This is a genomic window from Sphingobium sp. 15-1, from assembly GCF_013375535.1.
Taxonomy (GTDB): domain Bacteria; phylum Pseudomonadota; class Alphaproteobacteria; order Sphingomonadales; family Sphingomonadaceae; genus Sphingobium; species Sphingobium aromaticivastans.
In genome coordinates this window covers 26,105-49,891 of record NZ_JABXJG010000002.1, presented here as the reverse complement: position 1 = coordinate 49,891, position 23,787 = coordinate 26,105, and the positions used below count along the sequence as shown (strand labels likewise).

The following is a 23,787-nucleotide window of genomic DNA, read 5'->3' as shown; positions in this document are numbered from 1 at the left end:
GTCAGAACCTCGTGGTTAACGTGGCCACGAACCTGCGCCGTGTGCCTGCTGCGGCAGTGTGGCACAGCGCCGGGCAGACGCCGGCTGCCGACTGGTTCGATCGCGTCAGGAATTCTGTATAGAACTGCTGGTCCAGCAGGTTGTCGACACGAACAGCGAACTGCCAGTGCTCATCTTTCGAACCTACCGAGATCCTCGCATTAGCAAGCCAATAGCCCTCGCTGTAATTATCGGCTATCTCGGCACCTGTTAAGTCGATATAAGGCAGCTGCCAGGGGAAACCGCCGCGATAAGTAGCGTTACCATGTAACTGCAGTTCCAAAGCGTTGCCGATGCCGATGGTATATGTGCTGCTCAGATTGGCCGTCACGCGCGACGCGTTGGGAATCTGTCGGCCACGCAGCGACCTGCCCTGATAGGTGGCATCGGTCCACTTGGCATCGAGCAGTCCGAGCGCTCCGTCGAGTGAAAGCCCGTGCACAGGTTGCCAACTCACAGTAGCTTCCGTGCCATAGCTCCGTGCGTCGCCGGCGTTGGCCAATGCCTTCAGGAACACAGCGCTGCCTGGCGGCACGAAGATGATCTCAGTTTGTCTGTTGCGGGAGTTGATATAGAATCCCGTCAATTCGACATAGAGTTTCGAGGTTAGACTGCTCTTGTAACCAATTTCATAAGTCCAGTTTGTTTCTGGTGCGTAAGGCAGAGCAGGGAAGCTCGAGCTGCTGACCTTGCCGGATTCATATCCCTTCGCAACCGATGCATAGAACAATCCGATCCCTTCGGGCTTATATGACAGGATCAATTTAGGTAGGAATGCCGTGTTAGCGACCTTCTGGTAGCCGGAATTGGGGCGCAACTGGAACATGCGGCTGTCTTCCTCGTAGATAGTCCGCATCAGTCGGCCACCTGCGCCGATCGAGAAATCGCCAAGCCGATAAGTCCCGTTGAGGAAACCGGCAAATTCTGTCTGTTTTGCCTCGTAATCCAGAAATGGATCGATGCGGGCGGTGCCGACGGTGACGATGAACGGCGCGAACGTGCTGAAGCCGTTCTTGCGCCGGGAAGCATAGAGGCCTGCAATCCATTTGAATTTTTCTTCACCGCTCGACGTCAGGCGAAGTTCTTGTGAGAGGAAGGTATTGGGATAGGAATTACTCTCCGCCCGTAGCGCCGGCGCGGCCGTATAATCGACATCGACCAGCACGCGGCGTCGCCAACCTGTCGACCGACAGGCAGATCGTGTTCGAAGCCTATGAGACGAACCGCGCGCTGGGCGGCTTCATCCTGATCGACAAGATCACCAACGCCACGGTGGCGGCGGGGATGCTGCACTTCTCGCTGCGGCGGGCGCAGAATGTCCATTGGCAGGCGACCGACGTCAGCCGCGACTTCCACGCCAACCTCAAGAACCAGAAGCCGGCCGTGCTGTGGTTCACGGGGCTGTCGGGCGCGGGCAAGTCGACCATCGCCAATCTGGTCGAGAAGAAACTCGCCAGAATGAACCGCCACACCTTCCTGCTCGACGGCGACAATGTGCGCCATGGGCTGAACAAGGACCTGGGCTTCACCGATGCCGACCGGGTGGAGAATATCCGCCGCGTGGGCGAGGTGGCTAGGCTGATGACCGATGCGGGGCTGATCGTGATCACCGCCTTCATCTCGCCCTTCCGCGCCGAGCGCGAGATGGTGCGCCAGATGATGCAGCCGGGCGAGTTTGTCGAAGTGCATATCGACACGCCGCTGGCCGATGCCGAGGCGCGCGACGTCAAGGGCCTTTACAAGAAGGCGCGGGCCGGCGACCTCAAGAACTTCACCGGCATCGACAGCCCCTATGAAGCGCCGCACGACCCCGAGATCCACATCGACACCACCAACATGTCGGCTGAACAGGCTGCCGATGCCATCATCGCAAGGCTGATCCCATGAGCACTCCGCTTGATCCGAAAACCATGAGTGATGCCGATCTCGCCTCGCATCTGGCAGAGGTTACCGGACGCATTCTGCTGGAGGTACGCGCCTCGGGCCTGTTCAGCGCCAAGGCGCTGGGCAAGGCCGGGGACCAGACCGCCAACCAGTTCGTCTGCCACGCGCTGCGCGAAGTGCGGGGCGAGGACGGGCTGCTGTCGGAGGAAGAGAAGGACAATCCCGACCGTCTCGCGATGAGCCGGGTATGGATCGTCGACCCGGTCGACGGCACCCGCGAATATGGCGAAGCGCGGGCCGACTGGGCGGTGCATGTGGGCCTGGCGATCGACGGCCAGCCCGCGATCGGCGCGGTGGCGCTTCCGGGTCTGGAGGGCGGCACGCTGCTGCGTTCCGACCAGCCGCGCCCGGTTCCACCCGCGCCGGACAAGCTGCGCATGGTGATCAGCCGCACCCGCCCCGCCGCCGAAGCGGTCGCGGTGGCGGAACGGCTGGGCGCCGAGTTGGTCCCCATGGGCAGCGCCGGGGCCAAGGCCATGGCCATCGTCCTGGGCAAGGCTGACATCTACCTCCATTCGGGCGGGCAATATGAATGGGACTCCATGGCACCCGTGGCAGTCGCGCTCGGCCATGGCCTCCACTGCTCGCGCATCGATGGGTCGCCGCTCATCTATAACCAGGCCGATGTCTATCTCCCCGACCTCCTCATCTGCCGTAAGGAGCATGCGGGGCAGATTTTCGAACTGATCGCGGAGGTCACGCAGGTCGCCGACTGAAACGGCCGATCCCGCTAGAGCGGGCCATATGCCCGGTAAAGATGGCAGGGCGGCAGGTTGCGCCATTCGAAATCCTTCTCGACCCGCGCAAAGCAATAGGCCGAAAGAGGCGGCGACCAAGCGGCACGCTGGCCAACTCGTTCATGCGCCGAATTCGCTGGTTTATTGGCCCTGGTATGATAGCCGACGCGATGCGCTCCGTCGCGTGCCGGCCCGGTTCGACGCATGGGAACTGCATGGCTGGGCGGTCGAGGTGAGCATGACGGGCCGGTGTTTGTGGACTGCCGCGTCGCGAAACGCGACAATTGTTATCCGATGATCGCACCGGGCGCCGCGCATACAGACATGCTCTTCGGCGCCGGCGACATGATCGACGGGGGCGAGGAAGCCTCTACGATGGTGTGATGTTGAATGACCGAGTACGCGCACTACAGACCGCCAAAAATCAAAATCTGCCAGAGGCAAGAAAATGTCATGAGCACTAGCCAGGAGTTGCGCGGTAGCGCCCATAGCCGACCTTCACGAGTAATCCTTCGTCACACATTCGAGCCAAGTAGTAGCGATGGACACCAATATTCGCGAAGTTTTTGGTCCGAATTTCGTCGCCTTTTTTGGCGAGCGCTACAGCCCGCTCCCTTAGCGAAAGTTTTGCCCCCCGCAATTTGGCTCTTTCCGCGCGATCACGATCTCGCTTCCCCACCCCATGATTCGGTGGCCACAGAGTCTCATCAGAAGCGACATTGCTTACCTACGACACGCGGCCCGTGTTCCATCAATCCGACGCAGCCATCCGCGGCCATGTCTTCTGCTCGTTCATGGCCTTGCTACTATCCCATGAATTGTCCCGGCTCTGCGCGGCCCGCGACCTGAAGCCGGAATGGCAGCCGCTGCTCAACGATCTCGACCGTCTGCAGAAAGTGACCCTCCACAAGGACGGCAAGGACATCACAATCCGGACACCTACGGCCGGCATGGTCGGCGCGGTGTTCCAGGCCGCCGGCGTCGCTCTGCCAGCCAACATCCACGAAAATCCAACCGCATAAGCTGCCCTCACGCGCAAAGCTCCCATGTGGCGCTAAGGATCTTGCTCGTTCGAACAACCTATTGATTATGAATATATTTATGGAATGCGGTGTTCAAGTTGGGCCAAGGCATTCTCGCGCCTCACCGTTTCGAATTCTACCTGCAGCAGATCAGGTCGGCCTCCATGATCGCCATGCGTGGGCGCCTGTAGAAGGAGGGCGAGGTCAGCCTGCTACAGCGCCATAAATGGCGCGCAAGACTTCAGGTTCGCGTTGATTGACAGCGCCTGCCTCTTCGATCGTGCGGACCGCATCCAGACCGCGCAAGCCAATCAGCGTAGGACGTCCTTGCTCCACCATCAGATAGCGTTCATCGGTTCGATAGCAGGCGATCCGGCCCAAGCTGACCCGGACAGCATCGGCAAGCGCGGCGCGAGCGAGAGCCAAGTCGGACCACCAGCATTGAATGACGGCGCCGAACAGCCGGCTGGCTCCCCCCTCTTCGACATCGGTATCGTTCCAGCCGGCCGGATCGGCTCCAGATAAATCATGGAACGCCACCATGATAGCTCCATCGCGCGTCAGACCTTTCGCGACCTCGATACCCCCCACCTCCAGAGGCAAAACGAGGAAATAGCTGTCCAACGCCAATCGATCGGCATCGCCGAAAATCGATGTCGCATCCGCCTCCAAATTATAAAGCAGGGCGCGGCGGAAGACATTCTGCTCGTCACGGTGAATATGGCTGGTGACGGGGCTGTGGATCAGCCCGTCGCGGTCGCCGGGATTGGCGAAGGTGACGACGGCGATCCCCTCAAAGGGTTCGACGATGGCTGACCCCATGTCCTCCAGCGGCGCCACATGATGCTGGACATAGCTTTCGAAGCCGGGGATGCGCGCCGCCATCACACCATGCACGTCGCGCCAGTAACGCGAGAAGAGATCGCGCGAGATGTCGGGCCTGCGTTCCAGCAGCGCGATGGTGGTCGCTTTGCTCATGCTTGCCACAGCGCGCCCTCCACCGGCAGCACGGTCCCCGAAACATAGGCGCCCGCGCGTGATGCAAGGTACAGCACCGCGCCGCCGATATCCTCCTGCGCGCCCAGCCGTCCGGCGGGAATGCCCGCCACCACCTGATCCTTCAGCCCCGGCACCGCCGCGAAGAAGCCGTCGGTCATGTCGCTGGGGAAGAAACCCGGCGCGATGGCGTTCACGGTGATCCCCTGTGCGGTCAGGTCCGACGCCATCATGCGGGTCAGTTGATGGATCGCCGCCTTGCTCGCGCCATAGGCATAGGCGCCGTTGCTGCTGCGACCCCAGAGGGCGCCAATCGAGCCGATGGAAATGATGCGCGCCGGATCGCCCGGGATCGCCGCCGCCTTGAGCTGCGGCAGCAACGCCTGTCCCAGAAAGAAGGGCGCCCTCAGATTGAGTCCCAGTTCGCGGTCCCATTGATCGGCGCTGGCATCCTCCATCGCGCCAGCGCTGAACATCCCCGCATTGTTGACGAGGATGTTGAGCGTGGAAATACGCCCGGCAATGTCAGCAGCAGCAGTCTCCACCCCGGCTGCGGTGCCCAGATCATGGGCCAGAAAGGTCGCCTGACCTGCTCCTTCCAGACCTTGCGCAAATGCCTGCCCCGCTTTCGCCTCGCGTCCGACGATCAGCACCTGAGCACCGGCCTCGACCAGAGTGCGGCTGATCATCGCGCCCACCCCTTTCGCCCCGCCAGTGACGACGGCGGTCTTCCCCGCAACGGAAAACAGCGTTTCGAGGATGCTCATGCCGGCTTCGCGATGTTGAGGGTCTGAAGCGCGGTGTAGGGATACAGGCCTTCCAGCCCACCCTCGACGCCGTAGCCCGACTGTTTGTTCGCCGGGAAGGGGATGGCCGGATCGAGCGCGCAATGCTGGTTCACCCAGACGCTACCGCTTTCCAGCCGCAGCGCGACCTTCGCCGCCGCTTCGGGATCGCTCGACCAGACCGATCCCCCCAGCGCATAGGAGGAGGCATTGGCGCGGGCGACGACATCATCGATGTCGCTGTAGCGGATGATCGGCAGGATCGGACCGAAGGGTTCTTCGTCGACGATCGCGTCGCCTTCCGCCACGTCGCGCACGACCGTCAGCGGCACGAAATAGCCCCGGCCCTCGGGCAATTCACCCCCGGCTATGATCGTGCCGCTGGCCCTGGCCCCCGCCAGATAGTCCAGCACCTTGTCATATTGCGCCTTGTTCTGAACCGGCCCGAATTGCGCTTCGGGGTCGCGGCCGCCGACGACCGTCGATCCGCCCGCATAGGCCGCGATCTCCGCGCACATGGCGTCGTACAGACTGTCATGCACATAAAGCCGCTTGATGATCGCGCAGACCTGCCCGCTGTTGAAAAAGGCAAAGGCGAATATGGCGGGCGCGATCGCCTTCACATCGGCATCGGGCAGCACGATCGCCGCGTCATTGCCGCCCAACTCCAGCGTCAGGCGCTTCAGGGTCGGTGACGCCGCCTCCATGATCTTGCGGCCGGTGCCGGTCGATCCGGTGAAGGTGACCTTGGCGACATCGGGATGGGACACCAGATGCGCGCCCGCCTCATTGCCGCCCGACAGGATGTTGACGACGCCGGCCGGCACGACATCCTTGAACAATTCACCCAGCCGCAGCGTGGTGAGCGGGGTCGAGGGTGCCGTCTTGACGACGATGCTGTTGCCCGCCGCCAATGCCGGCGCGATCTTGTTGCAGGCGATGAACACCGGCGCATTCCATGGCACCACGGCGGCCACGACGCCCAGCGGCTTGCGGTGCAGTTCAACCCGGCGCGTCTCGTCCTCGATCAGCACTTCCGGTTCGATCCGCAGGCCAGCATAGTAATTCAGATAGCCCGCGGCGAGATGCGCGATCTCGAACTGGGCGAGCGCCATCGGGCGGCCGGTTTCCTGAATGAGCAGCCCGGCCAGCTCCTCGACATTGTCGGTGACCACCTTTGCCATGGCCGCCAGCACCGCGCCGCGCGCTTCGGGCGTGGCGTCGCGCCAGGCGGGATAGGCGCGCTTCGCGGCGGCGACCGCCTGTTCAACTTCCGCCACGCCGGCGTCGGGCACCTGCGCCACGACGCTCTCGTCGCTCGGATCGATGACGTCCATGTGGCGCGCGGTATCGACCAGCGCCCCGTCGATCAGCATCTTGACCATGTTCTTACCTCTCCGCTGTCTTGCTTATTCTGTCAGGCGTTCTGGAGCAGCGGCGCGGGCGCGCCGGCGGCGAGGATGACGGCATCCTCGAATTTCTTGACGACCATCGGTTCGAGTACCCGGACCTTTTCGACATTGGCCTCCTTCACATGGCCGTAGCCACGGATCTGCGCCGGCAGCGAGGCCAGCTCGACCGCCGCGGCATGATTGGCAGGCGTCAACCTAGCCGCGACCATCTGCATCTGCGCTTCATAATGGTCGATCAGGCCGCGCTCCATCTTGCGCTCCTGCGTATAGCCGAAAATGTCGAAGGCGGTGCCGCGCAGCCCCTTGAAGCGGGCGAGGAAAGCGAACGCCTTGTCCATCCACGGCCCGAACTCGCGCTTGATCAGATGCCCATCCGCATCGCGCTTCGAAAAGAGCGGCGGGGCGAGATTGTAGCGCAGCTTCGCGCCATCCTCGAACGCATCCTTCAACTGCTGCTTGAACGCCGGGTCGGCGTGCAGCCGGGCGACCTCATATTCGTCCTTATAGGCCATGAGCTTGGCGAAGTTACGCGCGACCATGACGGACAGGCCGTCCTTGCCGGGCGTGGCGATCGATTCCGCCTTCACCACGATATCGACCAGATCCCGATAGCGCTGCGCCCAGGCCGCATTCTGATAATCGGTCAGCAGTTGCGTGCGATGCGCAACAATGTCCTCAAGGCTGGTGAGCGGCGTGAAATCCAATTCCTGCACATGGGCCACCACCGCCTTTTCGATGCGGGCGGGGTCGACCGCCTGCAAGCGCCCAAGCGCGAAGGCGGCCTTGTTGAAGGGGATGGCAACGCCGTTAATCTCCACCGCGCGCTCGATGGCTTGCGGAGAGACCGGCAGCAGACCAAGCTGGCAGGCATAGCCCAGCATGAACAGGTTGGCCGCGATCGTGTCCCCCAGCAAGGCGAGACCAAGGCCAGTGGCATCGACCCCATGGAGATCGACCGACAGCGCCTTGAGCCGATGGACGAGCAGACCCTGATCCAGCGTCAGGTCGGGATTGCGCTGGAAGGCCGGTGTCGGCGTGATGCGGGCGTTGACGACCGTCTTCGTCCGCTCGGCCGACAGCGTCATCGCCGGCTCCTTGGCAAGGCCTGCGACCGCGTCGAACGCCAGCGCCAGGTCCGCCTCTCCAATGCCCAGCTTCTGCGCGCCCAGATCGTCATTATCTGCCGCGATGCGCAAATGGCTGAACACCGCGCCATTTTTCTGGCTGAGGCCGGTCATGTCGAACACCGATGTCGACTTGCCCTCCAGATGCGCGGCCATGGCGAGCAGCGCGCCGATGGTGACGACGCCGGTACCGCCGATACCGGAGATCATGATATTATAGGCGCCGTCATGCAGCGGCACGATGGTCGGATCAGGCAGCGCCATGTCGGCCTCGCCGTCCAGTTGCGCCTTCTTCGGCTTGCGCGGTTCGGCGTCGAGTACGGTGACGAAGCTCGGGCAGAAGCCCTTCACGCAGCTATAGTCCTTGTTGCAGTTGGACTGATCGATCTGGCGCTTGCGGCCCAGTTCGGTTTCCTTGGGCCAGACGCTGACGCAATTGGACTGGACCGAACAGTCGCCGCACCCTTCGCACACCGCCGCGTTGATGAACATCCGCTTGGCCGGATCGGGGAATTTGCCGCGCTTGCGGCGGCGGCGCTTTTCTGCCGCGCAGGTCTGTTCATAGACGATGACGGTGACGCCCGGAACGTCGCGCAATTGCTTTTGGACCGCATCATAAGTGTCGCGATGGTGGACCGTCACCCCCTCGCCCAGCCCACTATGCGCGCCGTAAAGGTCGGGCCGGTCGGTCACGACGACGCAGCGCCCCGCGCCTTCGGCCAGCACCTGCCGCGTGATGTCGCCCGGCGTCAGCGGGCCGTCGACCGGCTGGCCGCCGGTCATGGCGACGGCATCGTTGAACAGGATCTTAAAGGTCATGTTGACCTTGGCCGCCACCGCGCCCCGCACCGCGAGCAGGCCGCTATGATAATAGGTGCCGTCGCCCATATTCTGAAAAATATGGTTCATGTCGCTGAAGTAGGCGAGGCTGTACCAATGCGCGCCCTCGCCGCCCATCTGGGCGTTGGGCATCATCTCCGGCCCCGAATACATCGCCATGGCGTGGCAGCCGATGCCGCCCGCCGCGATCGATCCTTCGGGAAAGCGGGTGCCGGTATTGTGCGGGCAGCCCGAGCAGAAATAGGGCGATCGCGCCGCATCGGCGGGCTTCAATGCCGCCACCGTCGCCATCTGGCGCGACAGCCGCTGCGCCCGCTCCGCCAGCGCCGCGTCCCCGACGCCCAGCCGCCGCAGCCGTTCGGCGATGACGAGCGCGAGTTGCACGGGTTCCAGCTGCTCGTCGGACGGGATCATGAAGACACCGTCCTCGTCCAGCTTGCCGACGATGCGCGGCATGTCGGGGCCGCCGTAGAGGATTGCCTTGGCCTGATTCTCGGTCAGCGGATCCTTTTCCTCGATAAAGAGGAGTTCGGACTGACCCTTGGCAAATTCGGCCAGGCCCTGCCGCTCGACCGGATACATGCAGCCCAGCTTGTAGACGCTGATGCCATGGGCCGCCGCGTCGGCGTCATCCAGCCCGAGCAGCTTGAGCGCCTGGCGCACGTCCTGCACCGCCTTGCCGGTCGACACGATGCCCAGCTTGCGGACGGGCGCGTCGACCAGCAGACGGTCGATACGGTTGGCGCGCACGAACTTCTCGATCAGCGGCCAGCGATAGCGCTTGACCACCGTCTCCGACGCGATGCGGTCGAGATGGGTGGGGTAATTGTGGAAGCCATTGGCCGGGGCCGGTCCGCGATCCGGCGTGACCGGGCCGTTGTCGCCGACGCGAACATCGACCGTCATGGTCTGCTCCAGCGTCTCGTTCGTCAGCTTGAAGCCGGTGTAGAGGCCGGTATAACGCGACATGGCGATGCCCAGCAGGCCCAGGTCGATGACGTCCTGCACATTGGACGGCGCCAGGATCGGCATGCCCGCGTGCATCAGCGCCATCTCGCTCTGATGCGACACGGTGGAGGACTTGCCCGAATGATCATCGCCCGCGACGATCAGCACGCCGCCGTTGGGGTGGGTTCCCGCGAAATTGCCATGCTTGAACGGATCGCCCGAACGGTCGACGCCCGGTCCCTTGCCATACCAGATGGCGAAGACGCCGTCTTTGTTCGCGCCCGGCGTGGTCGCCAGCATCTGCGTGCCCCACACCGCCGTCGCCGCCAGATCCTCGTTCACGCCGGGCTGGAACAGGATATCATGGCTTTCGAGCAGCTTCTTGGCCCGCCACAATTCCATGTCGTAGGACCCAAGCGGCGACCCGCGATAGCCCGAGATAAAGCCGCCGGTGTTAAGGCCGTTGCGCTGGTCGATCTCCCTTTGCAGTAGCGGCACGCGGATCAGCGCATGGGTACCGCTCATGATCACCCGGCCGTCATCGACCGTATATTTGTCGTCGAGTTTCACATCACGCATGGGCATTGTCTTTCGGCTCCGGCTCGTGCCAGGCAGCCGCCTTGTCGCGGAGGTAGGCAGCAAAGGCGGGGGTAAAATCGGCAAGGACGGTGCGGCTGGACGGGCGCGTCACCATCATGGCGTACCAGTCGCGCAGGCCCGCAATGGAATCGAGCAGCGAGGCGCCGTAGCTGAACTGCATGACGCGTTCGCCCACGTCGAAGGTATAGAAGGCGAACAGGTCCGCATGGGTCAGCCCGACCCCCAGCAGGAAGGGGTTCGGCCGCACCAGATGCGCCAGCGCGCGCATCGCGCGCTCGACGACCGGCTGGACGGCGGCGATCGTCTCCGGCGCATTGACACCCCCCATGAAGACGCCGGGAAAGAGCGAGCGCAACGGCGCTTCGACATAGAGCTGGACGATATTGATGACCTGCCGCGCGCGGGCGCGCTCAAAGGCATCGGACGGATAGAGCGGAACGCCGGGAACGGCCTCCTCGATATATTCAAGGATCGCGACGGTTTCGGCGATGCAGCCCTCGTCCGTCCGCAGATAGGGAATCTTGCCCATCGCGCTCTGCGCCAGAAACGCGTCATCCTGGGCCGCGCGGGTCGGGACGACCGTGAAGGCCGCGCCCTTTTCGATCAGCGCCGCCCGCGCCGCGTTGAAATAATTGCTGACCGGATAGCCGTGCAGGGCCAGGGTTCCGGGCGCAGGATCGAACGACGGATCGGTCATGTCATGCCGAAACCTGGGAAACGAGGATGTCGTTACCCTCCATCGTCACGTCGTACCGCTTGATCAGAAGGTCGGGATCTTCCTCACATTCGCCCGTGACCAGGTCGAAGCTCCAGCCGTGCCAGGGACAGGTCAGCACCGTGCCGCACAATTCGCCCTGATGCAGCGGCCCCTGCGCGTGCGGGCAGCGCGCCTGGGTGGCGACGGGCGTACCCTTCACCAAAAAGATCAGGATCTTTTCCGATCCCAGCGACGCGCGGAGCGGCTTGTCTGCCGTCAGCTCCGACATTTCACCCACTTTCATCATATCCGCTCCCTTGCCCCGTCATACATCGGGGTCTGTGCATCCTGTCCTAGCGCATCCTGCCCCAACACAGCAGGGCGAGCGACGCCATATCCGGGCAAAAGGTGACAGCCGGTGACGTTCGGCTCTTCCCGACCGACATGGACGGCCGCGCTCATCCTTTTTCCTCGGCGAAGATCTTGCCCGGATTGAGGATGCCCTTGGGGTCCAGCAGTTTCTTGATGTCGCGCATCAAACCGCGCTCCAACGGGTTCCGCGTGATCGGCAACCAGGGCTTCTTTTCCAGACCGATGCCATGTTCGGCGGACACCGACCCCCCGATCGGACGGAGCGGTTCATAGACGCAGGTTTCCACCTGCTCCCGGTCCTCGGACGTTCCCGCGCCGATGGCGATGTGCAGATTGCCGTCGCCGACATGGCCCAGAAATGCGATGCCGCCATCGGGCCAGATCGCCTTCAACCGGCGCCTGACCTCGCCCATATAGGCTTCCATTGCGCCGACTGGCAGGCTGACGTCGAAGGCGTAGAAAGGCTGGAAGTCATGGACGATATGTTCCAGATCCTCCCTTATGCCCCAGATCGCAGCGCGATCCTTTTCCGACCGTGCGACGATGGCGTCGTCGAACAGCCCTTTTTCCGCAGCGTCTGCCAGCACCGCCTCGAACAGGTCGCGGTCGCGCTCATGGTCGGAACCCAGCGCCTCGATCATCGCATAATAGGGCTTGTCAGACCCGAGCGGCGCGGCGTGGCGCCCCTCCCCGGTGTTGACGCGGTAGAAACTGTTGTCGACCAGCTCGAACGCACTCAGCAGGCCACCGAGCGCGCCGTCGACATGGCGCAGCAATTTGGCGATGCGATCGAAACTGTCGGCGCAGACCAAAGCGGTATTGCTGCTGACCGGCCGCTCCCGCAGGCGCAGGACCAGGCGGGTGATGACGCCCAGCGTCCCCTCGCTGCCGATGAACAGCTGCTTCAGGTCATAGCCTGTATTATTCTTGATCATCTGGTTCATGGAACACAGCACCCGGCCATCGGCCAGCACCACTTCCATGCCAAGAACCTGCTCTCGCATCATACCGTAGCGGATGACGCGCATCCCGCCCGCATTGGTCGCCGCATTGCCGCCGAGCTGGCACGATCCCCGTCCGCCCAGGTCCAGCGGAAAGCTGAGGCCATGGGCTTCCAGATGATCCTGAAACTGCTCCAGGATCACGCCCGCCTGGACGATGGCGGTGCGGTTGGCGGGATCGACGCTCTCGATCCGGTTCATCCGTTCTAGCGACAATATGACCTCGCCCGGCCGCGTCTGGGTCGCGCGGACCCAGCCGGACATGCCGCCCTGGATCACCACCGGCTGACCGGCCGCATGGCACAATGCCATGACCTGCGACACCTGCTCGGTGGTTTCGGGACGCAACAGCACGTCCGCCTCGATCCGCGCCATGAAATAGCCGGGATGGCGGCCGGAAACGTCCTCGCCAGTCAGCACGCCGCCCTCGCCTAAAATGGCGCGGAACTGGTCGATCAATGGGGTCAAGGGCGCACCGGCAGCCGAAGGATCGCCGCTCATCGGGCCTTGAACCTGACCGGCAGCGTCTTGGGGCCGCGCGCGAAATAGGAATCGGACCATTTGACCGTGTCGCCGATCGCCTCGATACTTTCAAAGCGCGCAGTCAATATCTCCAGCGCGCTCTTCGCCTCCATGCGCGACAGATAGGAGCCAAGGCAGAAATGCGGCCCCTGCCCGAAGGACATGATCTCCTTGGGGTTGCGGTCCAGCACCAATTCCTCGGATCGGTCGAACTTGCGCTCGTCATGATTGGCCGAACCCAGCAGCGGTAGCACCAGCGACCCCTTGGGGATGGCGACCCCCGCCAGCTCGGTGTCGCAGGTCGTGTGCCGGAACAGCATCTGCACCGGCCCGTCGAAGCGCAGCATTTCCTCCAGCAGAACCGGAATCTTCTCGGAATCGGCCCAGATGGCGGCGGCGATATCGGGATGGGTCTTCAGATGCGCGAAGGTGATGCCCAGCAGGTTGGTGGTCGTTTCGACCCCGCCGATCAGCAGCAATATCGCCATGTTCAGCACTTCGCTGCGGGTCAGGCGCTCGCCATTGACCTCCGCCTGGATGAAGCCGCTGATCAGGTCGTCGCCGGGATTGGCCGACCGTTCGTCATAGACCTGCTCGAAATAGGCGCGGATCGCCTTCGAACTGCGCTCGATCTCGGCAAGGCGTTCGGGGCCATAGGCCGCGCGGTTGCCCGCCGCGAGCAGATCATCGACCCACGTCTTGAAATCCACCCGGCGGGCAATGTCCACGCCCAGCACTTCGGCAATCACGCTGACCGGGAACAGCCCGGAAAACTCCCAGACGAAATCGAACTCGCCTTCGCTGCCATGTTTGGCAAAGATGTCGTCGATCAACTCGTGCGTCACGCTGCGAATACGATCCTGCAAAGCGCCCACCCGGCTCGGCACGAACGCCTTGTTGGCGAGCTTGCGGATGCGGACATGGCCCGGCGGGTCGAGCGAGATCATCGGCTGCACTTCGGGCACCGGATCATATTCGCCGAGCAACGCCGGCCAGAATTGCGCGGAGGAGAAAGTCTTGCCGTCGCTCAGCACTTCCTCGACATCGTCCCAGCGGGAAATGGCGAAGCCCTGCATCATGTCCAGCCATTTGACCGGCTCTTCGGCCCGCAGCTGGGCATAATGCGGATAGGGATTGGCGGTGACCGCCGGGTCCAGGGGATTATAGGTCATTGCGCTTTCAAGCCTGAGCCGTGTCGAACGCCGGGATGACGCCCAGTTGCTGGAAGACCGGAACCGCATCCCAGATGCTGCGCTCCAGCACGATCTTGCCATTCTCGTCCCAGCCCATGACCGTGACGCCGCGGGTCTTGGTGATCTTGCCCTTGGCGGGCACGCCCAGGAAATCGCCGGCATGCTTGGTTTCCCAGGTCCATTGGAAGGACCCCAGCCGGTTGTCGCCGACATAGTCGAACACGTCGAACCTGTTATAGCTCTGGGTCGGGTCCTCGATGATGAAGCCTTCGAAGAATTTGCGCAGCGCCGGGAGATCATTGTTGATCCGAAGGTCGAAATTGACATCCTCGAACTGGAACTGCGGATTGTAGAGCGTCATCAGCTCGTCTGTACCGTCGGCGAACAGGCCGATCCAATATTGCGCCCAATCCTTGTTCATCTGCTCTCTCCTCTGCGGCGCGCCTGCTTGCGCGTCTGTCGGGCAACTTATGCGGCGCGCCCATGACCTGATTGATAATGCTGCTCCAAAAAGCAGCCATGGCCAAGCGCGCATGCGATTTGCTTTTCGTGCCAAAATCTGAGCAATTTCGCGCCAGCGCCGCTTATGCTGCATCGCAAAATGGCGGAAATCCGCGATTGCCGCTTGTAATCTATTGTCCCGCTAGGTCATGCCTTGTCACGCTGGGGCATTTTCTTCGACACCATATCGGCGTCTTTAAGGGGCCACTCTGAATTCACGTCCAACAGAAGCCGAGACAATCGGCAACGCATGATCAGGGAAGGAGAGATGTTTTGAAGGCCATCACCCATTTACCGCTTATGAGCCTTATCCTGTCGGCGGGTCTTGCCCTGCCGGCGATGGCTCAGGAGCCCGCGCCCGAGCAACCACCGCAGCGCGGCAATACGCTCGAAGAGATTGTCGTCACCGCGACCAAGCGCAACGAGAATTTGGTCAAGGTGCCGATCTCCGTCAGCGTCGTCACGGAAGCGGCGATCGCGGAACGGGGCATCACCCGCCCTGCCGATTTCCTGGCTTCCACCCCCAACGTCACCTTCGTCGAGGATAATGCGGGCGAAGCCTATATCAACATCCGCGGCCAGACGTCGGTGCGCAATTCCGACCCGAACGTCGCGATCGTCATCGACGGCGTCACCCTGTCGAGCGTCAAGCCGTTCAACCAGTATCTGTTCGGCATCCAGCAGATCGAAGTGCTGAAAGGACCGCAGAGCGCCCTTTACGGCCGCAACGCGGCTGCCGGCGCCATCGTCATCACCACCAAGAAGCCGGGCGACACGTTCGAGGGGAATGTCGTCGCCGCCTATGGCAATTTCAACACCGCCCGCGCCAGCGCATCGGTCAGCGGCCCGCTCGCGCCGGGCTTCGGCTTCAGCGTCGCCGGCGCGTTCCGCGACACCGACGGTCCCTTCACCAACATCACCACGGGGGAGAAGGTGCAGCGGTTCCAGAACAGCAGCGGCCGCGCCCGGCTGGTCTATGACAATGACGGGCCGTTCACCGCCGACCTCAAGGTCACGGCGCTCCGGTCCAAGGGGGGCGGCAGCGCCTATAATGCGCAGTTTGTCGGCCTGCCGATCGGTGGCTTCCCCGGCACTGCGCTGGACGCGAACAATACCGACATGCCGTTCGTCTCCAACGTCACCGGCGCGTTCAGCGAAAAGTTCATCGATGCCACCTTCAAGGCGGAATATGACATGGGCTGGGCGAAGTTCACGTCCATCTCCAGCTACAACCATCTGAACCAATATTTCGGCAGCGACAGCCCGCCCTATATTCCGCAGGACACCGGCCTCGCAGGCGGGGGCACCGTGCAGCAATATACCTATTCCGACACCAATTATTCGCAGGAAGTGCGCCTGACATCGGACAGCGCCAATCGCTTCCGCTGGCAGCTCGGATTCTACATCCTGCGGTTCGAACGCGACCAGACCAGCAAGATCGGCCTGGACACCAATGGCTCGCTTCCCGCCGATCGCGACACGATCGACCCGGCGACCACGGTTTCCTTCAGCAATCCGCTGTATCGCACGACCAGCTACGCGCCGTTCGCCAGCGTGCAGTTCGACCTGACCGACCAGTTCCATATCAACCTGGCCGGACGCTACGACACGGAAAAGCGGTCGATCCGCGAAGCCGCCTCCCCCGCGATCAATCCGCTGACCGGCGTCAGCTATAATAATTGCGTGGCGCAGGGACAGGCATTCGACACCTGCAAATTGTCGCGGACCTTCAAGCAGTTCCAGCCCAAGGCCAGCCTGTCCTACGACCTGGCGCCGACCGCCAGCGTCTATGCCAGCTACGGCAAGGGCTTCAAGTCGGGCGGCTTCAACCCGATCGGTTCGCGCCAGGCGCTGATCGACGCGGCCGGCGGCAATGCGGCCAATATCTATGTGCAGGACGGCTATAACAAGGAAGTCTCCACCTCCTACGAGATCGGCGCGAAGGCCCGCTTCTTCAATCGTCGCCTGTCGATCAACGCCGCCGTCTTCAAAACCGACATTTCCGGCGCGCAGCAGTTCCAGTTCCAGCCGTCCGCCGGCCTGCAAACGACGGTCAGCATCGACAAAGTCAAGCTCAAGGGCTTCGACGTGGACTTCGACGCAATGCTGCCGATGGGCCTCCATCTGTTCGGCGGCTACGGCTATACGCACGGGCGGGTTGCGGCCTTTGCCGGTAACCCGGCGGCGGTCGGCAATGTTGCGCCGGGCGCGTTCAAATATACGCTGAACCTGGGCGCCAGCCAGAATATCGACCTGACCGACGACTTGCGGCTGGTGCCACGGGTCGAGATGAACCGCTATGGCTCCATCTGGTGGGACGTCGACAATTTCGCGGGCACGAAGCGCAACCCGCTGACCCTGCTGAAGGCCCGCCTGTCGCTCAAGAGCGCGCATGGCTGGGAAATCTCGGCCTATGGCGACAATCTCACCAACAGGAAATATTATCAGGAAGTCGTGCCTTTGCTGTCGGTCTTCACCGTCAACTATCGCGGTCCGACCCGCAGTTATGGCCTAGAAGCACGCGTCGATTTCTGAAACCTCTCCCTGGGACCCGGCATCGCGCCGGGTCCCTTTTTTGCGATCGCGGAGGGACGACATGAACCTGGAATGGGAACAGGACTGGCTGGAACAGTTCGACAATCGGCTGGAAGAGCTGATGGCCAATTATCCCGAAGAATTTGAATATGAGGATTTGAACTTCGGCGTCCGCATCGACAATGATCGCGAAAAGCTGCGCCGCTGGTTCACGACCTTCGAAAATGCCGATCCCGACAAGTCCAGACATTATTTTAACGCCACCCGCTATCATGGCGACGAAAAGGGCGGCTGCCTGGAATGGACGTGGGAGATCCATCACAGTTCCGACTTCCTGGGCCTTCCCTCGACGGGCAAGACCACCCTGGTGCAGGGCATGACCATCCACGCCTTCAAGGATGGCAAGATCGTACTGGAACGCAGTCTTTGGGACACCGCCGCACTGATGCGGCAATTGGGCCTTCAGGCGCCCGTCGAAGTGGAGTTTCATTGATGTTCGACCTCACTGGCAAGGCCGCGATCGTCACCGGCGCGGGATCGGGCATCGGCGCCGCCATCGCCCAGCGGTTTCGCGCGGCGGGCGCCGACGTGCTGGTGGCGGACATCAGCCCCAACGCCGAAGCGCTTGCCCATGAATGGGGCTGCGCCTTCCGCCGCACCGATGTCGGCCAGCCCGGCGAGATGGAGGCGCTGTGCGAGGACGCGGTGGCGCGCTTCGGCAAGCTCGACATATTGGTCAATAATGCCGGCATCGCCGCCGCCGCGCCGATCGCGGACGCGGACGAGGCGCGATCGCAGCGTTTCTGGCGCGTCCATATATTGGGCGTGCAGATGGGCATCAGGCACGCGGCGGCGCGAATGACCGCTGGCGGATCGATCGTCAACATCTCGTCGATCACGGCGGTGCGCGGCTTCCTGCAATGGGGTGAATATGCCGCGACCAAGGCCGGGATCATCTCGCTGACCCAGACCGCCGCGGTCGAATATGGCCCGCGCGGCATCCGCGTGAACTGCATCGCGCCCGGCATCATCGACACGCCGCTGGCGATGGACGAAGCGCCCGACATGGTGACACGCAACGCCAATGTCTTCACCCTGCTCGGCCGGATCGGCCGCCCCGAAGAACTGGCCGCCGCCGTCCATTTCATGGCGAGCGACGATGCAAGCTATGTCACCGGCCAGACCTTGCTGGTCGACGGCGGCTGGAGCACGGGCACGTCGATCAAGGGCATCGAACTGGCGCTGTCGACGGCGGATTAGCCATGGGTGGCCGCCGCGCATCTCTCGTGCGGCCCCCATCGCCTCATGCCAGGAAATGCAGCCCCAGGATGATCGCCCCGCTCACCCCCACCAGGCCGTCGAAGACCAGTCGCCAGGCCAGCGGGGCGATGCGCAACTCCATATAATGGCGCACGATCAGCTGCGCCTTGACCGTCGCAGCCAGCATCACCAGCGCAAAGCCCCATCCCGCCGCGCCAGCGCCGCCGAACCCTGCCAGCGTTGCCAGCATCAGCAGCGCCCAGATCGCCGTCTGCCTGGACGGCCGCGTCATCGTGCGCCCTGCAAATAGAGCATCGCGAACAGGAACACCCACAGCAGGTCGACCATGTGCCAGAACAGCGCGCAGGATTCGATCCAGCCCATGAAGCCGGCTCCGACCCGCTCGGCCCGCGCTCGGACAAGCGTCGCGACCAGCAGGGCGATGCCGATACCGTAATGGAGCAGATGGATGCCCGTGAAGACATAGTAGAAGGTGAAGAAGGCGTCGGTCTGCGGCGTCAGGCCCTGCGCGATCTTGTCGGCATATTCGATGGTCTTGACGACGCCAAAGCCCAGGCCGACAGCGATGGCGCACAGCAGGCGGCGGCACACCCTATTCATCTCCCCCGCCCGCGCCGCTTCCACCGCCAGCGCCACCAGCCAGCCGCTGGTGATCAGGATGAGCGTGTTGAGCAGCCCCAGCCGGATATCGAGCATCGCCGCCGACCGCGCGAACAGAGCAGGCTGCGCCATGCGCTCGACCATGAAATAGCCGAAGAACAGGATGAAATTGGCCGTATCCGCCGCGATGAAGGTCAAGATGCCAGGAACGGCGGTCGGGCGGCGCGTTGCGGCCTCACCCATCCGCATGATCGCGTTGCAACCGGGTGAGGGCGCGCAGCGTGAAGATCGACAGGATCAGCATCGCCCAGAAGAAGAGGGAGAATTCCACCCAATAGTTGAAGAAGCCGCTGCGCGAGAAGGGACCATCGCGGAAGAAGGGCAGGAAGCAGAAACCCATGAACGCGATCGCCACCCAGATCGCGAACCAGCACACCGGCTTGGGGATCAGTGGCACGGCGCGCCAGTCGTTGAGGAAACAGATGGCGAAGGCCGTGATCTGGAGCATCGTCAGCGAAAAGGCCATGTCGAACATGATCCATCCGGTGTCGTAAAGCGTCATCAGGATCGCGGGATCCGCCTCGGGCCGGAAGGCGGCGGTCAGCCAGAAGGCGGGCGGAAAGACCAACACCAATGTCGTGAAACCCGCGCCCCACAGTTGCAGGCGGGAAAGCACGTCATTGTCCCGCTCGGCCGCCTCCATCACCTTCGTAATGCCCATGCCCCAGACGAGATAGAGGACGCCCGAAACCATCATGCCGATCATGCCGATCCGCGCTGACGTGGTATGCTGGCGAAAATGCGCCGCAATCTCGTCGGCCGAAAGCGCCGCCGAATAGGGCGGAACATTGTGGCCGAGCAGCGCGAAGAAGATGATCAGGAGGACAAGCAGCGCCGGCCCCATCCATAGGCAGAACCGCACATAGCGCATGGGGTTGGGAGCAGGTGCGACCCGATAGGCTTCCCGTACCTCCATGTCCGGGGACAGATGATCGACAGCCGCGCTGCGTACACTGGATGCCGTCACAGATCCCCACTCCTGGCTTTCCGGTCACTGGCCGGTTTCCGCCAGAATAGGCGATCGCGCCGGCCGTCACGATGGCCCAGGGTGCCGCGACCCGGCTTATCGTGCCAAAGTCGGCGGGTCGATCAGTCTTCGGCCAGGCTGCGGTCTTCGATCGACCGCCCTTCCCGCCACACGCTCGGCCGCTGCGCGGTCCAGCGCATGAAGGCGCGGGAAAAGGTGCTGCTGCTGGAAAAGCCCAGCAGATAGGCGATATTCTCGACGGTCAAATCTGGCCGGCGCAGATAATCATAGGCCAATTCCTCGCGCAGTCGGTCGAGCACCTCCTGAAAGGTCGTATTCTCCTCCCGCAGGCGGCGCAGCAGGGTCCGTTCCGTCATAGCGAGCAGGCGCGCTGTCTCCTGCTTGCTGGGCTCACCATTGGGCAGCTGTCCGATCAGCGCGTCGCGCACTTTGCGGGAAAAGCGGCTGGCAAACCGGAAGGCGAGATATTTGGCCGCCATCTCATCCAGCATCGTCGCCAGTTCCTCGTTCGCGGACGGGACGGGCCGTTCCAGCACCTCTCCCGGAAAAAGGATGCTGTTGATCGGCTGGCCGTAGCGGATCGGACAGCGGAAGACATCGCGATAGGCTTGGTCATCGGCAGGCTTGCGATGGCGGAAACTCACTTCGATCGGTGTGATCGGCGCCGACAATATCCATTCGCACAGCAGGAAGAAGCCGGCGAGCATCGTGTCGATCGTCTGGTAGATCGGCTGGCGGCCGCCGGTGTTGAGGTCGACCGTCAGCCGATAGCCTTCCTCCTCGCGCTGGAACGACACCGCCGCCGAATCCGAGATCAGCCGGGCGGAATGGGAAAAGCGTTCGGCGGCACGGCGCAGGGTCGCGCTGCACGACATGGCATAGCCCACGACATGAAAGGTCGACGGGCGGATATGGCGCGCGACCTTCAATCCGAAATTGGGATCGCCGGTCGCATCGACCGCGGCGATCCACAGGCTCGTCACCTGATCCTGCGAATAGCGATGGGCAAGATCGCCGACGCGGCTGGCGTCCATGTCGATACCGCGCATCAGCGCGCCCGGATCGACGCCCGCATCCTCCAGCGCCTTCACGATCGCCAGAATCCACGCCGACAAGCCGGTTTGCACGCTATACCCCTCCCTCGCCGGGACTGTCCCGTCCGGGCCATAATGCAGAGGCGTGGCGCGAAAGGCAAATGGATGCGGGGACGCGTCCCGAAGAAAAGGCCGCAGCCCTGATATCCGGCTGCGGCCCAGTATCCCACAGAGGATGGCAGGATCAGTCAAACTTGAACTTCAGCGTCGCGCCATAGGTGATGGGCTTGGCCGCGTAACGCACGACCACGTCCTGAGTGACGAACTGGTTGGTCCAATAATAGCTGTTGGTGACGTTGCGGCCCCAGATGCTGAAGCTCCAGCGGTCGTCCAGCCCCTTGACCCCGGCGCGCAGATCGAGCGTCGCGAAGCTCTGGATGACGGAGGCAGGCGCGTTGCCCAGCGTCGAACTGGTCTTGCTGTTGAGCAGCATGTTGGCGCCGACGAATGCGCCCAGCCTTTCGGTCAGCGGAAAGCTGTAATCGACGTCCGAGACGATGTGCCATTTGGGCGAGAAGGGCAGCGCCGACCCCGCATAATCGGCCAGCACGCGCTCATTATTGATGCCGGTGAAGGTGAGAACCTTGGAATCGACATAGGCGACCGCATTGCGGAAGGTGAGGCCCTCGGTCGGGCGGGCGGTGATCTCCAGCTCGAAACCGTTGATCCGCGCCTTGGGAATGTTCACCAGTTGCTCCAACTGGTTGAAAATGGGATCGACGATCAGGCCGCGCACCTGCTTGTCGCGATAGATATAGTGGAAACCGGCAAGATTGACCTGCAACGCCCGGTCAAGCGCGGTGATCTTGGCGCCGACCTCATAGGCGGTCACCGATTCCTGCGTCACCGGCGCGAACTGCCCGGTGGTAGATGCGGGGACGGTCGGGAAACCGCCCGACTTGTAGCCGCGCGAGGCCAGCACATAAATCAGCACGTTCCGGCTCGGCTTGCAATTGACGCCCACACGCCAGGAGAAATTATCCTCCTTCAGCCTATCGGCAAAGGGGGCACGGATCAGTTCGAAGGTCGCCGCGTCCATATTAAGGCAGGTGCCACCATCGGCCAGCGCACCGGGCGAGCCCGACAGGATATCGGACAGGACGGTGAAGGTCGTCTGCGTGCCGATATCGCCGGGCATGCAGGAGGTGAAGGCGTTCCTGCTCCTAGTTGAGGTGACATGGGGAAAGTGGTCCACACGCAAAGTTAGTTTTTCCGGCGCATTTTCCATTTGAGGGAGATACGTCGATGAAGAGGCAAAGGTTTTCCACAGAGCAGATCGTAGCGGTCTTGAAGCAGGCCGAGCTGGGCATGCCGATAGCGGATTTGATCCGCCGGGTTGGGATCACCGAGCAGACGTTTTACCGTTGGAAGAAGCAGTATGCCGGCCTGGAATCGGATCAGGTCCGTGAGCTCAAGCAGGTGGTTGAGGAGAATGCGCGGCTGAAGAGGTTGGTCGCGGAGTTGAGCCTGGACAAGGCGGTCCTTCAGGATGTGCTATCAAAAAAGTTTCCAGGCCAGCGCTCATGAAACAGGTTGTAGACTACGTCGTGGCGTCCCACGGCTACAGCCAGCGCCGAGCCTGTCGGTTGACGCAGCAACATCGTTCAACGCAGCGCAAGCCGAGTACGCGGGATCCGCGCACCGCAGTTCGTCAGCGGATGCATGAGATCGTGGCGACGCGAATCCGCTATGGCTATCGGCGGGTCCATGTGATGCTGAAGCGTGAAGGCTGGTCGGTCGGGCGCAACGTCGTCTATCGCTTGTACCGCGAGGAAGGCTTGGTTTTGCGTACGAAACAGCCGCGCCGGCGCAAGATGCTGGTCCATCGCGAAGCGCGGTGCAGGCCGCAGCGGCCCAACGAGGCGTGGAGCCTGGACTTCGTCCACGACCAGCTCAGCGGCGGAGAAAAGTTCCGGATGTTGACAGTCGTCGACATTTTCAGCCGCGAAGCGCTTGCCATCGAGGTCGGGCAACGGCTTCGCGGCGAGCATGTTGCCGAGGTGCTCAATCGGCTGGTGCGTCAGCGGGGAGCGCCACGATATCTATTTGCCGACAATGGTGGCGAATTTACCGGCAGGGTGGTGGACCTGTGGGCTTACCATCACAACGTTCGTATCGACTTCAGTCGTCCCGGAAAACAGACGGACAATGCGGATATCGAGACCTTCAATGGCTCGCTCCGAGACGAGTGTTTGAATGTCCATTGGTTTCGCTCGATCGCTGAGGCCCGGCGCCTGATCGAGGGCTGGCGGCGGGAGTATAATGAGAGCCGTCCTCACTCGGCTCTTGGCAATCTGACGCCGGCGGAATACCTTGCCGGATCAGGAATTTGGCCTGCCCCGATCGGGGCAGGCCAAGCCGGAAACTAACGCTGGGCCTGGTCCACCAATCCCAAGCGCTTCAAGGGCTTAATCCACTAACAAACCTATCGGTCCACTCGGTGGGGGCAGATCATCGTTATAGTCAGAGGCGATAGTTGCAATTCGTTGAACCAAG

24 protein-coding genes and 1 pseudogene are annotated in these 23,787 nt (G+C 62.6%); 8 read left to right on the top strand and 17 right to left on the bottom strand.

What is annotated here, in order from left to right; all coding sequences use genetic code 11:
- Window position 1: 1 nt before the first annotated feature.
- Window positions 2-1,201 carry a TonB-dependent receptor domain-containing protein gene (locus HUK72_RS16595; protein ID WP_255325927.1) on the bottom strand — a complete coding sequence of 400 codons (1,200 nt, stop codon included), beginning with the start codon at window positions 1,199-1,201 and terminating at the stop codon, window positions 2-4.
- Between HUK72_RS16595 and cysC the strand changes: the two are divergent.
- From cysC to HUK72_RS27020, 3 genes and pseudogenes are all read left to right on the top strand, one after another.
- A pseudogene (gene cysC / locus HUK72_RS16590) lies at window positions 1,201-1,926 on the top strand (adenylyl-sulfate kinase); the annotation flags it as partial. The gene HUK72_RS16595 and the pseudogene cysC overlap by 1 nt on opposite strands.
- A gap of 23 nt (window positions 1,927-1,949) precedes the next feature.
- Window positions 1,950-2,699, top strand: a complete 750-nt coding sequence (locus HUK72_RS16585; protein WP_176598837.1) for a 3'(2'),5'-bisphosphate nucleotidase CysQ — start codon at window positions 1,950-1,952, stop codon at window positions 2,697-2,699.
- A gap of 225 nt (window positions 2,700-2,924) precedes the next feature.
- Window positions 2,925-3,104, top strand: coding sequence for a hypothetical protein (locus tag HUK72_RS27020; RefSeq protein ID WP_218036259.1), 180 nt, complete (start codon window positions 2,925-2,927; stop codon window positions 3,102-3,104).
- 76 nt (window positions 3,105-3,180) lie between these two features.
- Here HUK72_RS27020 and HUK72_RS27655 read toward each other — a convergent pair whose 3' ends face one another.
- Complete coding sequence (locus HUK72_RS27655) at window positions 3,181-3,399, bottom strand: type IV toxin-antitoxin system AbiEi family antitoxin domain-containing protein (RefSeq protein ID WP_369806000.1); 219 nt, start codon at window positions 3,397-3,399, stop codon at window positions 3,181-3,183.
- 64 nt (window positions 3,400-3,463) lie between these two features.
- On the opposite strand from HUK72_RS27655, the gene HUK72_RS16580 reads away from it, so the two are divergent.
- A complete protein-coding gene (locus HUK72_RS16580; RefSeq protein ID WP_255325832.1) occupies window positions 3,464-3,742 on the top strand; it encodes a hypothetical protein in 279 nt (92 codons plus the stop codon).
- Between the two features lie 204 nt (window positions 3,743-3,946).
- Here the strand turns inward: HUK72_RS16580 and HUK72_RS16575 are convergent, their stop codons facing one another.
- From HUK72_RS16575 to HUK72_RS16530, 10 genes are read right to left on the bottom strand one after another with little or no spacing between them, the layout of a single operon-like run.
- Window positions 3,947-4,720: an EthD domain-containing protein gene (locus tag HUK72_RS16575; protein WP_176597932.1), complete on the bottom strand. Its 774-nt coding sequence runs from the start codon at window positions 4,718-4,720 to the stop codon at window positions 3,947-3,949.
- Window positions 4,717-5,505, bottom strand: a complete 789-nt coding sequence (locus tag HUK72_RS16570) for an SDR family oxidoreductase (RefSeq protein ID WP_176597931.1) — start codon at window positions 5,503-5,505, stop codon at window positions 4,717-4,719. The genes HUK72_RS16575 and HUK72_RS16570 overlap by 4 nt, the downstream gene beginning before the upstream one ends.
- Window positions 5,502-6,908, bottom strand: coding sequence for an aldehyde dehydrogenase family protein (locus tag HUK72_RS16565; protein ID WP_176597930.1), 1,407 nt, complete (start codon window positions 6,906-6,908; stop codon window positions 5,502-5,504). Before HUK72_RS16565 ends, HUK72_RS16570 begins: the two co-directional genes overlap by 4 nt.
- Window positions 6,909-6,940: 32 nt before the next feature.
- Complete coding sequence (locus tag HUK72_RS16560) at window positions 6,941-10,426, bottom strand: indolepyruvate ferredoxin oxidoreductase family protein (protein WP_176597929.1); 3,486 nt, start codon at window positions 10,424-10,426, stop codon at window positions 6,941-6,943.
- The gene (locus HUK72_RS16555) at window positions 10,419-11,144 is read right to left on the bottom strand and encodes a glutathione S-transferase family protein (protein ID WP_176597928.1); all 726 of its coding nucleotides are present in this window, start codon (window positions 11,142-11,144) and stop codon (window positions 10,419-10,421) included. The genes HUK72_RS16560 and HUK72_RS16555 overlap by 8 nt, the downstream gene beginning before the upstream one ends.
- A gap of 1 nt (window position 11,145) precedes the next feature.
- Window positions 11,146-11,451, bottom strand: coding sequence for a Rieske (2Fe-2S) protein (locus HUK72_RS16550; RefSeq protein ID WP_176597927.1), 306 nt, complete (start codon window positions 11,449-11,451; stop codon window positions 11,146-11,148).
- A complete protein-coding gene (locus HUK72_RS16545) occupies window positions 11,448-11,606 on the bottom strand; it encodes a hypothetical protein (protein ID WP_176597926.1) in 159 nt (52 codons plus the stop codon). The genes HUK72_RS16550 and HUK72_RS16545 overlap by 4 nt, the downstream gene beginning before the upstream one ends.
- Window positions 11,603-13,018 (bottom strand): FAD-binding oxidoreductase, encoded by a 1,416-nt coding sequence (locus tag HUK72_RS16540; protein WP_176597925.1) that lies wholly within the window; start codon window positions 13,016-13,018, stop codon window positions 11,603-11,605. The genes HUK72_RS16545 and HUK72_RS16540 overlap by 4 nt, the downstream gene beginning before the upstream one ends.
- On the bottom strand, window positions 13,015-14,211 hold the full coding sequence (locus HUK72_RS16535; RefSeq protein WP_176597924.1) for a cytochrome P450: 1,197 nt from the start codon (window positions 14,209-14,211) through the stop codon (window positions 13,015-13,017). Before HUK72_RS16535 ends, HUK72_RS16540 begins: the two co-directional genes overlap by 4 nt.
- 7 nt (window positions 14,212-14,218) lie before the next feature.
- The gene (locus HUK72_RS16530) at window positions 14,219-14,653 is read right to left on the bottom strand and encodes an ester cyclase (protein WP_176597923.1); all 435 of its coding nucleotides are present in this window, start codon (window positions 14,651-14,653) and stop codon (window positions 14,219-14,221) included.
- Window positions 14,654-15,006: 353 nt separating this feature from the next.
- On the opposite strand from HUK72_RS16530, the gene HUK72_RS16525 reads away from it, so the two are divergent.
- From HUK72_RS16525 to HUK72_RS16515, 3 genes are all read left to right on the top strand, one after another.
- Window positions 15,007-17,268, top strand: a complete 2,262-nt coding sequence (locus tag HUK72_RS16525; RefSeq protein WP_176597922.1) for a TonB-dependent receptor — start codon at window positions 15,007-15,009, stop codon at window positions 17,266-17,268.
- A 61-nt stretch (window positions 17,269-17,329) separates the two neighbouring features.
- On the top strand, window positions 17,330-17,761 hold the full coding sequence (locus HUK72_RS16520) for an ester cyclase (protein ID WP_176597921.1): 432 nt from the start codon (window positions 17,330-17,332) through the stop codon (window positions 17,759-17,761).
- Window positions 17,761-18,528, top strand: coding sequence for an SDR family NAD(P)-dependent oxidoreductase (locus HUK72_RS16515; RefSeq protein ID WP_176597920.1), 768 nt, complete (start codon window positions 17,761-17,763; stop codon window positions 18,526-18,528). The genes HUK72_RS16520 and HUK72_RS16515 overlap by 1 nt, the downstream gene beginning before the upstream one ends.
- A 43-nt stretch (window positions 18,529-18,571) precedes the next feature.
- On the opposite strand, the gene HUK72_RS16510 is transcribed toward HUK72_RS16515, so the two are convergent.
- The 5 genes from HUK72_RS16510 to HUK72_RS16490 form a co-directional block, all read right to left on the bottom strand.
- Window positions 18,572-18,820 carry a cytochrome C oxidase subunit IV family protein gene (locus tag HUK72_RS16510; protein ID WP_176597919.1) on the bottom strand — a complete coding sequence of 83 codons (249 nt, stop codon included), beginning with the start codon at window positions 18,818-18,820 and terminating at the stop codon, window positions 18,572-18,574.
- Window positions 18,817-19,392 carry a cytochrome c oxidase subunit 3 gene (locus HUK72_RS16505; protein WP_226869962.1) on the bottom strand — a complete coding sequence of 192 codons (576 nt, stop codon included), beginning with the start codon at window positions 19,390-19,392 and terminating at the stop codon, window positions 18,817-18,819. The genes HUK72_RS16510 and HUK72_RS16505 overlap by 4 nt, the downstream gene beginning before the upstream one ends.
- Window positions 19,385-20,176: a hypothetical protein gene (locus HUK72_RS16500; RefSeq protein ID WP_176597918.1), complete on the bottom strand. Its 792-nt coding sequence runs from the start codon at window positions 20,174-20,176 to the stop codon at window positions 19,385-19,387. Before HUK72_RS16500 ends, HUK72_RS16505 begins: the two co-directional genes overlap by 8 nt.
- Before the next feature lie 122 nt (window positions 20,177-20,298).
- Window positions 20,299-21,324: an AraC family transcriptional regulator gene (locus tag HUK72_RS16495; RefSeq protein ID WP_176597917.1), complete on the bottom strand. Its 1,026-nt coding sequence runs from the start codon at window positions 21,322-21,324 to the stop codon at window positions 20,299-20,301.
- A 151-nt stretch (window positions 21,325-21,475) separates the two neighbouring features.
- Entirely contained in the window at window positions 21,476-22,429 is a 954-nt protein-coding gene (locus HUK72_RS16490; RefSeq protein ID WP_226869960.1) for a TonB-dependent receptor, read from the bottom strand.
- Window positions 22,430-22,536: 107 nt separating this feature from the next.
- On the opposite strand from HUK72_RS16490, the gene HUK72_RS16485 reads away from it, so the two are divergent.
- Window positions 22,537-23,660, top strand: a protein-coding gene (locus HUK72_RS16485) for an IS3 family transposase (protein ID WP_369805999.1) whose coding sequence is annotated in 2 segments (ribosomal slippage) — window positions 22,537-22,783 and window positions 22,783-23,660 — 1,125 coding nt in all. Because the reading frame shifts where the segments join, the coding sequence is not laid out codon by codon here.
- The last annotated feature ends 127 nt before the right edge of the window (window positions 23,661-23,787 follow it).

What these genes read in the sequence shown, in the direction of transcription:
- HUK72_RS16560 (WP_176597929.1), bottom strand. Translation starts at nt 10,426, where the DNA reads ATGCGTGATGTGAAACTCGACGACAAATATACGGTCGATGACGGCCGG.
- HUK72_RS16540 (WP_176597925.1), bottom strand. Translation starts at nt 13,018, where the DNA reads ATGAGCGGCGATCCTTCGGCTGCCGGTGCGCCCTTGACCCCATTGATC.
- HUK72_RS16555 (WP_176597928.1), bottom strand. Translation starts at nt 11,144, where the DNA reads ATGACCGATCCGTCGTTCGATCCTGCGCCCGGAACCCTGGCCCTGCAC.
- HUK72_RS16570 (WP_176597931.1), bottom strand. Translation starts at nt 5,505, where the DNA reads ATGAGCATCCTCGAAACGCTGTTTTCCGTTGCGGGGAAGACCGCCGTC.
- HUK72_RS16550 (WP_176597927.1), bottom strand. Translation starts at nt 11,451, where the DNA reads ATGATGAAAGTGGGTGAAATGTCGGAGCTGACGGCAGACAAGCCGCTC.
- HUK72_RS27020 (WP_218036259.1), top strand. Translation starts at nt 2,925, where the DNA reads ATGGGAACTGCATGGCTGGGCGGTCGAGGTGAGCATGACGGGCCGGTG.
- HUK72_RS16510 (WP_176597919.1), bottom strand. Translation starts at nt 18,820, where the DNA reads ATGACGCGGCCGTCCAGGCAGACGGCGATCTGGGCGCTGCTGATGCTG.
- HUK72_RS16535 (WP_176597924.1), bottom strand. Translation starts at nt 14,211, where the DNA reads ATGACCTATAATCCCCTGGACCCGGCGGTCACCGCCAATCCCTATCCG.
- HUK72_RS16575 (WP_176597932.1), bottom strand. Translation starts at nt 4,720, where the DNA reads ATGAGCAAAGCGACCACCATCGCGCTGCTGGAACGCAGGCCCGACATC.
- HUK72_RS16545 (WP_176597926.1), bottom strand. Translation starts at nt 11,606, where the DNA reads ATGAGCGCGGCCGTCCATGTCGGTCGGGAAGAGCCGAACGTCACCGGC.
- HUK72_RS16585 (WP_176598837.1), top strand. Translation starts at nt 1,950, where the DNA reads ATGAGTGATGCCGATCTCGCCTCGCATCTGGCAGAGGTTACCGGACGC.
- HUK72_RS16530 (WP_176597923.1), bottom strand. Translation starts at nt 14,653, where the DNA reads ATGAACAAGGATTGGGCGCAATATTGGATCGGCCTGTTCGCCGACGGT.
- HUK72_RS16520 (WP_176597921.1), top strand. Translation starts at nt 17,330, where the DNA reads ATGAACCTGGAATGGGAACAGGACTGGCTGGAACAGTTCGACAATCGG.
- HUK72_RS16565 (WP_176597930.1), bottom strand. Translation starts at nt 6,908, where the DNA reads ATGGTCAAGATGCTGATCGACGGGGCGCTGGTCGATACCGCGCGCCAC.
- HUK72_RS16490 (WP_226869960.1), bottom strand. Translation starts at nt 22,429, where the DNA reads ATGCCCGGCGATATCGGCACGCAGACGACCTTCACCGTCCTGTCCGAT.
- HUK72_RS16505 (WP_226869962.1), bottom strand. Translation starts at nt 19,392, where the DNA reads ATGGGTGAGGCCGCAACGCGCCGCCCGACCGCCGTTCCTGGCATCTTG.
- HUK72_RS16515 (WP_176597920.1), top strand. Translation starts at nt 17,761, where the DNA reads ATGTTCGACCTCACTGGCAAGGCCGCGATCGTCACCGGCGCGGGATCG.